The 15,250-nt window shown below is 40.4% G+C and carries 12 protein-coding genes; 8 read left to right on the top strand and 4 right to left on the bottom strand.

The features are described from left to right. Positions 1-265: 265 nt before the first annotated feature. The 8 genes from sdhC to sucD all read left to right on the top strand — a co-directional run bounded on the left by sdhC (position 266) and on the right by sucD (position 9,789). On the top strand, positions 266-652 hold the full coding sequence (sdhC, locus tag HRT96_RS17985) for a succinate dehydrogenase cytochrome b556 subunit (protein WP_366051705.1): 387 nt from the start codon (positions 266-268) through the stop codon (positions 650-652). Then, positions 646-990, top strand: coding sequence for a succinate dehydrogenase, hydrophobic membrane anchor protein (gene sdhD, locus HRT96_RS17980; protein ID WP_293159465.1), 345 nt, complete (start codon positions 646-648; stop codon positions 988-990). Before sdhC ends, sdhD begins: the two co-directional genes overlap by 7 nt. Next, positions 991-2,772 (top strand): succinate dehydrogenase flavoprotein subunit, encoded by a 1,782-nt coding sequence (gene sdhA, locus HRT96_RS17975; protein WP_293159463.1) that lies wholly within the window; start codon positions 991-993, stop codon positions 2,770-2,772. 15 nt (positions 2,773-2,787) lie between these two features. After that, entirely contained in the window at positions 2,788-3,504 is a 717-nt protein-coding gene (locus tag HRT96_RS17970; protein ID WP_293159461.1) for a succinate dehydrogenase iron-sulfur subunit, read from the top strand. Between the two features lie 117 nt (positions 3,505-3,621). Further along, on the top strand, positions 3,622-6,435 hold the full coding sequence (sucA, locus tag HRT96_RS17965) for a 2-oxoglutarate dehydrogenase E1 component (protein WP_293159459.1): 2,814 nt from the start codon (positions 3,622-3,624) through the stop codon (positions 6,433-6,435). A gap of 21 nt (positions 6,436-6,456) precedes the next feature. Then, positions 6,457-7,635, top strand: a complete 1,179-nt coding sequence (gene odhB, locus HRT96_RS17960) for a 2-oxoglutarate dehydrogenase complex dihydrolipoyllysine-residue succinyltransferase (RefSeq protein ID WP_293159457.1) — start codon at positions 6,457-6,459, stop codon at positions 7,633-7,635. A gap of 117 nt (positions 7,636-7,752) precedes the next feature. Continuing rightward, entirely contained in the window at positions 7,753-8,919 is a 1,167-nt protein-coding gene (gene sucC, locus HRT96_RS17955; protein ID WP_293159455.1) for an ADP-forming succinate--CoA ligase subunit beta, read from the top strand. After that, positions 8,920-9,789, top strand: coding sequence for a succinate--CoA ligase subunit alpha (gene sucD / locus HRT96_RS17950; RefSeq protein WP_293159453.1), 870 nt, complete (start codon positions 8,920-8,922; stop codon positions 9,787-9,789). It begins immediately after the preceding gene. A gap of 133 nt (positions 9,790-9,922) precedes the next feature. Here sucD and HRT96_RS17945 read toward each other — a convergent pair whose 3' ends face one another. From HRT96_RS17945 to HRT96_RS17930, 4 genes are all read right to left on the bottom strand, one after another. Further along, the gene (locus HRT96_RS17945) at positions 9,923-10,891 is read right to left on the bottom strand and encodes a tyrosine-type recombinase/integrase (protein ID WP_293159451.1); all 969 of its coding nucleotides are present in this window, start codon (positions 10,889-10,891) and stop codon (positions 9,923-9,925) included. Positions 10,892-10,962: 71 nt separating this feature from the next. Beyond that, positions 10,963-11,223: a hypothetical protein gene (locus tag HRT96_RS17940; RefSeq protein ID WP_293159449.1), complete on the bottom strand. Its 261-nt coding sequence runs from the start codon at positions 11,221-11,223 to the stop codon at positions 10,963-10,965. A 290-nt stretch (positions 11,224-11,513) separates the two neighbouring features. After that, positions 11,514-13,034 carry an ISNCY family transposase gene (locus HRT96_RS17935; RefSeq protein ID WP_293159447.1) on the bottom strand — a complete coding sequence of 507 codons (1,521 nt, stop codon included), beginning with the start codon at positions 13,032-13,034 and terminating at the stop codon, positions 11,514-11,516. Positions 13,035-13,961: 927 nt separating this feature from the next. Next, complete coding sequence (locus HRT96_RS17930) at positions 13,962-14,561, bottom strand: GIY-YIG nuclease family protein (RefSeq protein ID WP_293159445.1); 600 nt, start codon at positions 14,559-14,561, stop codon at positions 13,962-13,964. Positions 14,562-15,250: the final 689 nt, after the last annotated feature.

Raw genomic sequence — 15,250 nt, 5'->3', positions numbered from 1 at the left:
TTAAGCTATGTTTCAATTTTAAGGTAAATGTTGCTACAAGGGTTTTTATAATTGTAAATAAATTGTGATATAGGTATACTTATTGCCGGATCAAGAGTCCTTGTTTTAATTTTGTTCTTTTTATGTAAGTGCTTATAATTATTGTTTTATTTGCGATTTGAACAAGAAACAAACAAGGGCTTTCATTTGAAAGGAATTTGTTATGGAAATAATACAATTCTGTGATCTGTGTCAATATAATAATAACTATGCTCAATGGAGCTGAGTGAGCAATATCGTGAAAAAGCAAAGACCTGTAAATTTAGATCTGCAGACTATTAGCATGCCAATCGCCGCAATCGCATCTATCCTACACCGAATATCAGGTGTAATAATGTTCTTTGCAGTGGGTATTCTATTGTGGTTACTGACAGAATCAATATCTTCAGAACAAGGTTTCCAAAATGCACAAGAAATAGTGTCTGGTTTCTTTGGTACATTCATTCTTTGGGGAATCCTAACCGCACTTGCATATCATATTGCTGGTGGTATCCGTCATTTATTGATGGACATGGGTTATTTCGAAGAACTTGAATCGGGTGCATTAAGTGCGAAAGTATCTTTTGTTGCAACCGTTGTTTTATCAATCCTAGCGGGGATAATGGTATGGTAACTAACGCAGCAAGCTATGGCCGTAGTGGTACTCATGATTTTATCATGATCCGTGCAACTGCTATCATCATGGCACTTTATACATTTTATTTTGTTGGTTTCGTTGCATTTAATGATCTTACTTATCAAGTATGGTCTGATTTCTTTGCAAGTACTGGCAATAAAGTATTCACTCTTCTTACCCTTATCGCAATCGTCATCCATGCGTGGATTGGTGTATGGCAGGTATTAACTGACTATGTTAAACCAACCGGTTTACGTGGTGCATTACAGTTTATTTTAACGACCACCGCATTTATTTATGCGCTTGTTGGTTTTGTTACTCTTTGGGGGTTATAAGTGAGTATTCCAGTTCGCGAATTTGACGCAGTAGTAATTGGTGCCGGTGGTGCTGGTATGCGTGCTGCGCTATCAATATCTAAGTCAGGTAAAAGTTGTGCACTTTTATCTAAAGTTTTTCCAACTCGTTCACATACCGTATCTGCTCAAGGTGGCATTACCGTTGCTTTAGGTAATTCACATGAAGATGATTGGACATGGCACATGTACGATACTGTTAAAGGTTCTGATTATATCGGTGACCAAGACGCTATCGAATTTATGTGTAAAACAGGCCCAGAAGCAATTTTAGAACTTGAGCACATGGGTCTGCCATTCTCTCGTTTTGAAGATGGTACTATTTACCAACGTCCATTTGGTGGCCAGTCATTAGAATATGGCGGCGCACAGGCGGCTCGTACAGCAGCTGCTGCTGACCGTACTGGTCATGCGTTATTACATTTGCTGTATCAGCAAAATATTAAAAACGAAACCAAAGTGTTTTCTGAGTGGTATGCGTTAGACCTCGTTAAAAATGACGAAGGTATCATCACTGGTTGTACTGCAATTGATATTGAAACGGGCGAAATCTGCTACTTCAAAACCAAAGCAACGGTATTTGCAACGGGTGGCGCTGGTCGTATCTATTCTTCAACAACGAATGCACACATTAATACTGGTGACGGTATTGGTATGGCTATTCGTGCAGGTATTCCAGTACAAGACATGGAAATGTGGCAGTTCCATCCAACGGGTATTGCTGGCGCTGGTGTACTTGTAACTGAAGGTTGTCGTGGGGAAGGTGGTTACCTTCTAAATAAAGACGGCGAACGTTTCATGGAACGTTATGCGCCAAACGCGAAAGATCTTGCCAGTCGAGACGTTGTTGCTCGTTCAATGATGACTGAAATCCGTGAAGGTCGTGCGTGTGATGGTCCTTGGGGTCCGCACCTAAAACTTAAACTTGATCACTTAGGTGAAGACGTACTTGAATCTCGTTTACCGGGTATCTGTGAGTTATCACGTACATTTGCCCACGTAGACCCAGTTAAAGAACCTATTCCTGTTATTCCGACTTGTCACTATATGATGGGTGGTTTACCTGCAAATATTAACGGTGAAGTATTAACACGTAAAGAAGATGGCAGCATGGAAGTTGTTGCAGGTCTATTTGCTGTTGGTGAAATCGCTTGCGTATCTGTGCATGGTGCCAACCGCTTAGGTGGTAACTCACTGCTTGATCTGGTTGTATTTGGGCGTGCTGCCGGTAACTACTTAGGTAAAGTACTTGATACAATTCCTGAGCCGACAGAAGCGACAGACGCTAACATCGATGCATCTCTTGAGCGTTTAAATCGCTGGGAAAGCAACAAAGACGGTGAAGATCCTGTTCAAATCCGTAAAGATCTACAACAATGTATGCAACTTAACTTCTCCGTATTCCGCGAAGGTGAGTCAATGGCCGAAGGCCTTGAGCAACTAAGAGCCATACGTAAGCGTTTACAAAATGCACGTTTAGATGACAACTCAACAGAGTTCAATACACAGCGTATCGAATGTCTAGAGCTTGATAATCTGATGGAAACTGCATTTGCAACCGCTCATGCGGCTAATTTCCGTAAAGAAAGCCGTGGTGCGCACAGTCGTTTTGATTATCCAGATCGTGATGATGAGAATTGGTTATGCCATTCACTGTACTTGCCTGAAAATGAAGAAATGGCAACGCGTGAAGTGAATCTTTCACCGAATTTGTTAACTGACGAACAGTTGAAGCACTTTGTGCCGAAACCACGCGTTTACTAAACATAAGGGATCAAGATGCAAGTTAAATTTTCAATTTACCGCTATAACCCTGATGTTGATAGCAAGCCAAAAATGCAAGAAATGAGCCTAGAAATTCCTGAAGGTTCAGACATGATGGTGCTTGATGCACTTATCTTGTTAAAAGAAAAAGATGCGACATTAGCTTTCCGTCGTTCTTGTCGTGAAGGTGTATGTGGATCTGATGGTGTTAACATGAATGGCAAAAATGGCCTCGCGTGTATCACACCTCTATCTGATCTGAACATGAACAAAACGATTGTAATTCGACCGTTACCTGGTTTGCCAGTGGTCCGAGATCTCGTGATTGATATGACGCAGTTCTATGATAACTATGCACGTATCAAACCGTTTTTAATTACAGACGACAGTGCTATCCCACCAGCTCGCGAATACCTTCAGTCTCCTGAAGAACGTGAGAAGTTAGATGGCCTGTATGAGTGTATCTTATGTGCATGTTGTTCAACGTCATGCCCATCATTCTGGTGGAACCCTGACAAGTTCGTTGGTCCTGCAGGCTTATTAGCGGCTTATCGTTTCTTAATCGATAGTCGTGACACAGCAACGGAGCAACGTTTATCAGAATTAGACGATGCGTTTAGTGTATTCCGTTGTCATGGTATTATGAACTGTGTAAACGTGTGTCCTAAAGGTCTAAATCCTACAAAAGCAATCGGTAATATTAAATCTATGTTACTACAACGTGCGGTGTAGCAATATTTTTTGTTAGTTTTTAGTTACAATGGTCATTCCGTTGGGAATGGCCAAGTAATTTAAAATCTTTGCTACCATCTCTGGCGCGGTGGACATTTAAAGTGAAAAGGGCAGAGAATGCAGAATAACGTCATGAAAGCCTGGTTAGAATCCTCTCATCTAGCCGGTGCGAACCAGACATACATTGAAGATCTATATGAGCAATTTTTGGCAGATCCAGATACAGTTAGCGAAGAATGGCAAACTGTATTTTTAGAGCTACCTAAAGTTGATAATACTAAAGAAGTTCCACATGGTCCTGTAAAGGATTATTTCATTCGCCTAGCGAAAGATACCTCTCGATATGCTGCTCAAGTAAGCGACCCACATAATGATGCGAAACAGGTTAAAGTATTACAGTTAATCAATGCTTTCCGTTTTCGAGGTCATCAACATGCTAACTTAGATCCATTAGGTCTTTGGAAACGTGATCGTGTACAAGATCTAGACCCTGCATATCACAACCTTTCTGATGCTGATTTTGATGCCAGTTTTAATGTTGGTTCATATGCAATTGGCCAAGAAAGCATGAAACTTAGTGCGCTTTATACTTCGTTACAAAAAACCTATTGTGGTTCAATTGCAGCTGAGTATATGCATATTGTTTCTACTGAAGAAAAACGTTGGATCCAAAGCCGTTTAGAATCAGTTGAAAGCACGCCTGAGTTTGAAAAAGAAGATAAATTACGATTTTTAGATAACTTAACCGCAGCTGAAGGTCTGGAAAAATACCTTGGTGCTAAGTTCCCTGGTGCAAAACGTTTCTCGCTTGAGGGCGGTGATGCACTGATTCCAATGATGAAAGAATTAATTCGTCGTAGTGGTGAACAAGGTATCAAAGAAACCGTTATTGGTATGGCGCATCGCGGCAGACTGAATATGCTGGTGAATGTGCTTGGTAAAAAACCGAATGACCTGTTTGATGAATTTGCTGGTAAACACGGTGACGCATGGGGTGCGGGTGATGTTAAATATCATCAGGGCTTCAGTTCTGATTTTAGTACGCCAGGCGGTAATGTACATTTAGCACTTGCTTTTAATCCATCGCATTTAGAAATTGTTAACCCAGTAGTCATGGGTTCTGTTCGTGCACGTCAAGAACGTTATGGTAGCACTAACGGTGATGATGTACTGGCAATTACAATTCATGGTGATTCTGCAATTACTGGTCAAGGTGTTGTTGCTGAGACATTCAATATGTCGCAAACACGTGCTTATGGCATTGGTGGTACAATTCGAATTGTTGTCAATAACCAAGTTGGTTTTACAACATCAAACCCGAAAGATATGCGTTCTACAGAATACTGTACGGATATCGCAAAAATGGTTCAGGCTCCCATCTTCCATGTTAATGCAGATGACCCTGAAGCTGTTGTATTGGTAACACAAATCGCACTTGATTTCCGTAATACATTTAAGCGTGATGTTGTGATTGATTTAGTTTGTTATCGTCGCCACGGCCATAATGAAGCTGATGAACCAAGTGCAACACAGCCATTAATGTATAAGAAAATTAAAAAACACCCAACGCCACGTAAAATATATGCAGATCAACTTGTAAATGAAGGCGTTATTGATGCTGCTGAAGCAACAGGCTATATTAACGAATATCGTGATCAACTTGATCATGGTGAATGTGTTGTTAAAGAATGGCGCCCAATGCAAAAGCACTCAGTTGATTGGAACCCATACTTAAAACACGAATGGGATATGCCTTATCAGTCACAAGTGCCTCAAGATAAATTATCTGACCTTGCATTGAAAATGACGGCTGTACCAGAAGGGCACAAGATCCAATCTCGTGTTCAAAAGATCTATTCAGACCGTATTTTAATGGCAAAAGGCGAGAAACCATGTGATTGGGGTTTTGCTGAAACGCTTGCATATGCAACATTACTTGACGACAACTACAAAGTTCGTCTCACTGGACAAGATGTTGGTCGTGGTACTTTCTTCCATCGCCATGCCGTTGTACACAATCAAGATGACGCAAGTACCTACACACCATTAGCTAACTTAAAACCTGAACAAGGTGAGCTAACTATTCACGATTCAGTATTGTCTGAAGCCGCGGTATTAGCGTTTGAATATGGTTATGCGACGACTGAACCAAGTGGTTTAACTATTTGGGAAGCACAGTTTGGTGATTTCGCCAATGGCGCACAAGTTGTATTTGATCAATTCCTTTCTTCTGGTGAACAGAAGTGGGGTCGTATGTGTGGCTTAACAGTATTGTTACCACATGGCTATGAAGGGCAAGGTCCTGAGCATTCATCTGCACGTTTAGAACGTTATATGCAAATGTGTGCTGAGCACAACTGGCAAGTGTGTGTACCTAGTACTCCTGCGCAGGTTTATCATATGCTGCGTCGTCAAACAGTACGCCCAATGCGTCGTCCATTGATCGTGATGACACCTAAATCGTTATTACGTCACCCATTAGCTATTTCTAGTTTATCTGAATTAGCAGATGGCACGTTCCAAAATATAATTGGTGAAATTGATACGCTCGACTCAGCACAAGTTAAACGTGTGGTGATGTGTAGTGGTAAAGTATATTTCGATTTATTGGAAACGCGTCGTAAATCGGGTCAGACGGATGTTGCTATTGTACGTATTGAACAGCTTTATCCTTTCCCACATGCGGAAATTGCAGCTGTATTTGCAGAATATCAACACGTAGACCAGTTTGTTTGGTGTCAAGAAGAACCTCAGAATCAGGGTGCTTGGTATTCAAGTCAGCATAATTTCTGGGGCGCAATCCCGCAAGGCGCGAAGTTAAGTTATGCTGGGCGAGCTGCATCAGCATCTCCTGCAGTCGGTTACATGTCTGTACATACAAAACAACAGCTAGCACTTATTGAAGATGCTTTAACTGTTGCACAGAAATAGTTTATTAAAGGAATTATGAAAATGACAATTGAAATTTTGGTACCTGTACTGCCAGAATCTGTAGCAGATGCAGCTATTGCAATATGGCATAAACGCCCTGGCGATACTGTTGAGCGCGATGATATTATTGTAGAGATTGAAACTGACAAAGTTATTTTAGAAGTGCCGGCTGTTGAAGCGGGTGTGCTTGTTGAAATTATTGAAGATGACGGTGCAACCGTTCTTGGTCAGCAAGTGATTGGTAAGCTGAAAGTCGGCGCTGTCGCTGGCGAAGAAACAAAAGATAAACCAGCAGAAGTGAATGAGGAAAGTGTCGATGCAAGCCCTGCTGTACGTCGTCTTATTGCAGAAAAAGGTTTAGATGCTTCTAAGATTACTGGTACTGGAAAAAATGGGCAGATCATAAAAGAAGATGTCGAAAAAGCATTAGCAGCTCCTGTTGCCGCGCCAGTTGCAAAAGCAGCTGCACCTGTTGTTGCTCCAGTTGAACTTCAACCTGGTCGTAGCGAAAAACGTGTTCCTATGACGCGTTTACGTAAGCGTATTGCTGAACGTCTATTAGAAGCTAAAAACTCAACGGCAATGCTGACCACGTTTAACGAAGTTAACATGAAACCTATCATGGATATTCGTAAGCAGTATAAAGATATATTTGAAGAGCGTCATGGTATTCGTTTAGGGTTCATGTCTTTCTACGTGAAAGCGGTTGTTGAAGCGTTAAAACGTTATCCAGAAGTGAATGCGTCACTTGATGGTACTGATATTGTTTATCATAACTACTTTGATGTAAGTATCGCTATTTCAACACCTCGTGGTCTGGTTACGCCAGTACTACGTGATTGTGACACGATGAGCCTTGCTGATATCGAGAAGAACATTCGTCATTTAGCGCTTAAAGGTCGTGATGGTAAATTGTCAATTGAAGACCTTACTGGTGGTAACTTCACGGTAACTAACGGTGGTGTATTTGGTTCATTAATGTCAACACCAATCATCAATCCGCCACAAAGCGCAATCTTGGGTATGCATAAAATCCAAGATCGTCCAATGGCTGTCGATGGTCAAGTTGTCATTCTGCCAATGATGTATCTGGCTCTTTCTTACGATCACCGTATCGTTGATGGTAAAGAGTCTGTAGGATTCTTAGTAACAATCAAAGAATTATTAGAAGACCCAACTCGTCTTCTTTTAGATGTGTAATTTTTAGTTTAGTAATGTTTAGTAATGTTTAGTTTAAGTATTTAATTGCTTACGCCTTATCTTGAGGCGTAAGTTCTCGGGACAAGCCCTTGTGGCTATTAACATGGATATACGAGCATGAATCTGCATGAGTATCAGGCAAAACAACTTTTTGCTGAATATGGTTTGCCAGTTCCTGAAGGTTACGCAACAAACGTACCTCATGAAGCTGCAGCTTTCGCTGATAAAATTGGCGGCGATAAATGGGTTGTTAAGTGTCAAGTTCACGCCGGTGGGCGTGGTAAAGCAGGTGGTGTTAAGCTTGTAACTTCCAAAGAAGAAATTACCGCATTCGCTGAGCATTGGTTAGGTAAAAACATAGTTACTTATCAAACCGATGCGAAAGGCCAACCGGTTTCACAAATTCTTGTTGAAGCTGCAGGTGATATCGCTAATGAACTTTACCTTGGTGCTGTTATCGACCGTGGTTCTCGTAAAGTTGTATTTATGGCATCAACTGAAGGTGGCGTTGATATTGAGACGGTTGCTGAACAAACTCCTGAGTTAATTCACAAAGCAACGATTGATCCGCTTGTTGGAGCACAACCTTTCCAAGCGCGTGAACTTGGATTCAAACTTGGTTTACAAGGCGCTCAAATCAAACAGTTTACACAGATCTTTATGGGTCTAGCTAAAATGTTCACTGATTGCGATATGGCGCTACTTGAAATTAACCCACTTATCGTTACTGGTGCCGGTGATCTTGTTTGTTTAGATGGTAAAATTACTATCGATTCAAACGCACTTTATCGCCAACCTAAACTACGTGCAATGCAAGATATTACTCAAGAAGACGCACGTGAAGCTCACGCTGCTAAATTTGAGTTAAACTATGTTGCATTAGACGGTAGTATCGGTTGCATGGTAAACGGCGCTGGTCTAGCGATGGGCACGATGGATATTGTTAACATCCATGGCGGCAAACCAGCTAACTTCCTTGACGTAGGCGGCGGCGCAACAAAAGAACGTGTTGCTGAAGCATTCAAAATCATTCTTTCTGATGACAATGTTAAAGCCGTACTTGTTAACATTTTCGGTGGTATCGTGCGTTGTGATATGATCGCCGAAGGTATTATCGGAGCAGTACAAGAAGTGGGTGTAAAAGTGCCAGTTGTTGTCCGTCTTGAAGGTAACAATGCAGAATTAGGCCGTGAAGTTTTAGCTAAATCTGACTTAAATATTATTGCAGCATCTAGCCTAACGGATGCCGCGCAGCAAGTTGTTGCAGCAGCGGAGGGCAAATAAATGAGCATTTTAATTAATAAAGATACGAAGGTGATCTGTCAAGGTTTCACGGGTGGTCAAGGTACTTTCCACTCAGAGCAAGCTGTTGATTACGGAACACAAATGGTTGGTGGTGTTTCTCCTGGTAAAGGTGGCACTACACATTTAGGCTTACCTGTATTTAACACAGTACGTGATGCAGTAGAAACAACAGGCGCAACAGCTTCTGTTATTTATGTACCTGCTCCATTCTGTAAAGATGCGATTTTAGAAGCGATTGATGCTGGTATCGAACTTATCGTTTGTATTACAGAAGGTATTCCGACTGTTGATATGATCGAAGTTAAAGTTAAACTTGATCAACAAAATGTGCGTATGATCGGCCCTAACTGTCCAGGTGTTATCACTCCTGGTGAAAGTAAGATTGGTATTATGCCTGGCCACATTCACAAACCGGGTAAAATTGGTATTGTTTCACGCTCTGGTACGCTTACGTACGAAGCAGTAAAACAAACAACGGATGAAGGTTACGGTCAATCCACATGTGTTGGTATCGGTGGTGATCCGATCCCCGGTACAAACTTTATTGACATACTTGAATTATTCGAAAATGATCCGCAAACTGAAGCAATCGTTATGATTGGTGAAATTGGTGGTACCGCAGAAGAAGAAGCAGCAGCTTATATTAAAGCGAATGTAACTAAACCTGTTGTCTCTTACATTGCCGGTGTTACAGCGCCAGCAGGTAAGCGTATGGGCCATGCTGGCGCAATAATCGCTGGCGGTAAAGGTACTGCGGATGAGAAATTTGCAGCACTCGAAGATGCAGGTGTATCAACTGTACGTTCATTAGCTGATATTGGCTCGGCATTACGTGCTAAATTAGGTTAATATCTGTTTTAATTATAATAAACCACCTTCTGGCGACTTCTTGTAAGCTGCTCTAAGGTGGTTTTTCTATTTAAAACATAGCTTTAACTGTTTAGATTGATACTACGATATGTATCATATACTACGAGTTTGGTCACAATGTGGACATTGGGTTTAGCGTAATTGCTTCATTCAAATAATCCGGAGCAAGGTGAGCATAAGTCATTGTTTGCATAATCGTTGAATGACCTAGGATTTTTTGCAACGTTAAAATATTGCCCCCGTTCATCATAAAATGACTCGCAAAAGTATGTCGTAAAACATGCGTTGCCTGACCTTTAGGTAAATCAAAGCCCTGGGCTTTCAGCACATCATAAAACTCCATGTATGAACCATTAAACAACCGACCTGTTTTCCCATTGTAGATCTCATTCATTAATTCTGGCGTTATAGGTACAGTTCTGTTTTTACCATTTTTGGTATCATTGAATGTAACTCGCCCATGAATAATATCATTTCCCCGTAGTTCTGCTGCTTTACTCCAACGCGCGCCGGTAGATAAACATAACTTAGCTACGTGAAGTTCATCGCCACTTAGGTTATTCAATAATTGAGTTATTTCTATCTTATTCAGAAAGCCCATTTCAGATGCTCGCAACTTTAGTTTGCTAATCCCTTTTAATGGGTGTTCGTTATGATACTCACCAGCATCTATCAGTACGGTAAAAACGCCACTTAGTCTAACTTGGCTCCGGTTAATCGTAGTTGCTTTATTTCCTTTAGCCATCTTGTCGGCTCGGAATTGCATGAAGCGTTGTTTTGTTACTTGGTCAGCTCTTGGGTACCCTAAATCTTTATCGATGGATAACAGGTGTTTTAGCTCCTTTTCAGGGCGTTTTAACTGTTGACCATGGTAGTGATACCAAAGATCAATTAAATCGCGTAACGGCCGTTTGTCTGCTGATTTCTCTACCCAGCCTTTTTGGTTCTGAGTTGATAATAACCAGCGTTCATACTGTTGCGCTTCGCCTTTCGTTTTAAACTTCTTTCTGTATCGTTTACCACTTCGTCCTTGCGGACGACAATCGACCTCATACCCGTTAGGAATAGATTTAATAGACATCTAGTTGTCCTCCCTAGGGTAAAATTGTATTGCTAACGTTTTTATTGTAGTTGAGTTCACCTCCTTTTGATTTAAACGCATGGCTCTTGAGTTGAGAAAACCGGACAAACTTGACCTGAACGTGGCTCAATATTTCCGGTTAATAGCCATATTGTGTATTTTTTTAAATAGTCATGTCGGCTAAATTTCATTAAAAATTGGCAGCATGGTTCCTTTTGTCCAGTAACATAGTTCGCTGTTGCGGATAGATTAAAACTTAACGCATTAGCGAGTTGTTGGTTACTATATCGCTCTTCTTGAATAATAGCGCGTAATCTCGTATCAAAAGACATCTTGTCACCTTTAACTTGTAGTGAATGAAATTATTCACCCTAAAAGGGTATTATAATTACTTACAAATTAATGAGTTTGAGATACCAATTTAGGAATAGTGATTATATTCCATAAATTTTAATGTTATTGCCTAACCTGTACTAGCTCAGACACGATCTGACGCTGTCGATGAGACGACTTGACTACAAGTAAAAACAGGACACTGTGATTACCGAGGGAGTGTGACGGAGTAATTACCGTGGGACTTTGTCATTTACACTGTTAAGTTTAGTCCACCCCCTCATTTTCACTATGGGGTTTTCGCTAATGCTTCTGCACGCTCGATCCGTAACACCTTAGTATTCAGTTTTTCTCTTACCCAGATGTTTCTGATTGTCGAGTGACTGATTGATATGTCGTGCCTTTTCATCATTTCACTACTGATAGGGATTTGGATCAGGTGAGGTTTTTCTAATGTCAGCTCGATGACTTTATCTTCAACATCTTGGTCGATACGATTGGTATTACGAGGGATACCATACATCCTTTTGAGCGCCAGAGGCCCCTGAGTTTCAAGTAAGCGTCGATTATTGTAGATGCTTTCCCTTGAGCAACCGCTGATCCGAGCTGCTTCAGATAGGTTGCCAAGCTCTTCAGCAAGCTTGAGGGTATCAAGCTTCCTATGTACTTCCTCTCCATATTCCGTGAGTTTGCATGGTTCCTTTATTTCAGCGATGGTGAGCTTACGATCGGCAAAATAAGCGGCAAAGCCGCCACCCAACTGTTTCCGTATTTCTACTTTATGGCTCACGATTGAATGCCTTAAGGGGGAATCTATTATGTACATGGTGTTGTTGTAACTGAAGGTATGATCACGACGGATTTTTCTGTATTCCTTCTGAACGCAGACAGCATCAAGGTTGATGTACGCTGGGACTGGTCTAAATTCCGAATGGATATTCTTTGCATGGACAGTGAGTTGTTTCAACCAATAATCTGGAATAAATGTATTTTGCAGATAATGATTAGCGCTGTCCATGTCCGTTATTTCTGCCAGGCGGAGCTCTGGCACCAAGCGATCTTGAAAGGTATCGAATGCACGTTCAACCGGACCTTTACCTTGAGGCGAGTTGGCAAAGATGATCTCGATCCCGAGCTCTTCACATGCCCTTTGCATTTGTGAGAAGTTACAACGCTTCGGCCCACCAAAGATGCCTGCTCTATCAACGTAAAGCGTCTTAAACAGCCCTCGCTTCTCGATATAAGCCTTCATTACTTTCATGCAGCCATCGGTAGTCTCGGACGGAAAAAACTCAGCATGGATATCACTGGTTGCATCGTCGATAATGGCGATCAAGCAAGACTTCTTCTGACCGAACCACAGGTGTGGACTACCATCCATTTGCAGTATTAATCCCGATGATTCCATACGTTCACGCCTTCTTCTCACTTTTGAACGACGATGCTTAGCCCGTTTCACATGGTGAATAGCATGAGCCCAAGAGCGAAGCGTTTCACGCTTCACTTGAATTCCGTCTCTCACCATTAAGATATCAATGAGGTGCAACATGTTGAAATCATAATATTTATCTTTAATAAGTGACTGAACTTGTCTTTTTAATGAGTCGGGGATCTTGTTGGTTGGCGTTTTACCAGTATTGCCATGGACAACAAAACGAATGCCATTTTTTTTATATCGACGGAGATAACGTTCAATGGTTCGACTGGACTTATTGAGTAATTTTGAGGCATTAAGAATGCTAATTTTACCTTCAGCAACCTTAGTAATCACATCAACAATGAGCTGGGATTGGGAATTCATCACGATCATCCTTAGTAACCTCTGAAAAGTACACGGTGATACTCAGAGGATTACTTAAAAATTCGATCCGTCAATTTCCCTTGGTAATTATAAAAACGACAGAGTCGCTTGGTAGTTATGGTACGACAGAGTCCCTTGGTGTCCACAAGTAAAAACAGGACACTGTAACTCACAATTGGACAAAACCTTGTTAGAACACTTATTCTATTTATAGTTATTCAGATAAGGTTTTGTATTGGAAACTTCGACGAAAATGGCTAAATTCACTGTACCAATAAAGAGTACAGATCTAGAATCACTTCAATGTGAGCTATTTTAAAGTTGACTCTAAGTAGCTTTTTATTTTAAGCAATCCATCTTTTGATTTTTAAATTATTGAAGGTATATCATTTAATGCTGCATTTTGAGTGTTAAACCAATGAGCCATAAAGTCTGTACCCTCTCCTGGCTTTACATGCGGAACATTGTAAATTAATATTAAATACAACTACATACCATAGTTATAAAATCAAAAGGTATGTTGTCACTCTCAATTTTTTTATAAAGCGTAGTCCACGCATTGTTGAAAGATTTTGCTAATAATACTGATTGCTTTGTGTGATTTGTTTTGTTCATAAGTTACCACTTGCCAGTGGAAAATAAGGTCCAACGTATGTGGTACAGAGAGGTACAATAACTTTGTCCTTAGCAGTCACCAGTTGCCTTTAATGGTACTGCTATATAGATATTAAGGACAGTTATAGGTGTAGTTGCCGCTAGCTACGTAAGTGCGTGGTTAAGCGGTGAAGTCTGATGATATTTGCGAACAAAAGGAGGCGGGCAGAAAGCGTTTTGTGCGGGCTTACCGTTGGGTAAAAACCTGCCAGAAGATATGCTAAACTCAGTGTCTATTATAAGAGAAATAGCTCACACACTGATAAACCTATATTTTCAAAATCAATCCCAAAAATCACAATCACAATTACCACAACCACCAGGCATCAGACATTGAGAGTTAACCGAAAGATTACTTAAATCACGAGTATAATAAGATTGCTTAGTGTTACCATGAAGATATTTATTATTCACCCAGGTGCTAATTACTACTTCATGAGAATCATGATAGCAATGCATATAAGGTGAATAGTGTCGGCCAAGAAAATCATCCACCAATCCTCTCATTTCTGAAGGATCGGCCTTAAACCACTCTGACGGTCTATCAGAAGACTTATGATCAATACGTGAGTACTCATTCTCGAGCATTTTAATCGTAGCACTTTCGATTTCATGAATTTTGTTAGAAGTTACTCCGTCTTTAACTTTGAAAGCGCACAATAAAGTATAATATGGATTTTGACTACTACTGGCTCTCGTCCCTAACTTCCCCGTAGTTAACCCAACCTTTGCTATGCCTTTTTCATTTGTCATTAATCCAATATAAATCCAGTTAATAGAAGAGTTCAATTGTCTAAGATACTCCCGTTCACTAGAGGCAATCTTATGATCATCATAGTCATTTTCGTCAAAATAATCTTCCCAATTTTTATTAAATACCATCAAAACCGCCTAATGAAAATAGATTCCTTACATAACTAGTTTACAGGTATAACTGTACACCTACAATCCATCACTCAGTGTAGAGTAAGCGTTTGGGCAATGACACCTAGCTACGCTTAATATTCCATGGCAGCAACCATCAATATCATTCGGCTTTTCAGTAATCTGCTGCAAACCGGTCGCGATATAATCATGAACAATAAATAGTAGTACGTCTCAATTTTTTCCAAATTAATTCACCATTACAAAGGGCAATTAATCTGTTGAAGAATAAGATTATATTCGAAATTATTTTATTTCCTATTTCTCGGGAATCGAACCGTTCTGTACATTATTTTTTTAGTTTTGCAATTTTGCTCTGTTCCAATTATCTGTTGTCACCACTGTAATATCTTAAATTACAATGTGTTATAAAAACACAAAAATTACTGTAATCTAAGTGTTAACAAAGTGTTAGCGGCAGACGAAAATACCAATAACACTATATAAAATCATTCTATCGAACCGTTTTCTTGATACATAAATATGATCAACTCAGTTGGTAAATTTTGCATGATAAAATCTATGGCAAGCCGATATGAGTATATTATGAAATGAGTAGAAACTCTAAGCTGATGTATGGAATCCACACCTCCTTCGCCCATCTACACTTATGGATGAGCTTTTGATTTAGAGGATTCTATTATGTT

This window comes from Moritella sp., assembly GCF_013215705.1.
Classification (GTDB): domain Bacteria; phylum Pseudomonadota; class Gammaproteobacteria; order Enterobacterales; family Moritellaceae; genus Moritella.
The sequence above is the reverse complement of the archived record's forward strand: the minus strand, read 5'-3'. Positions and strand labels throughout refer to the sequence as shown.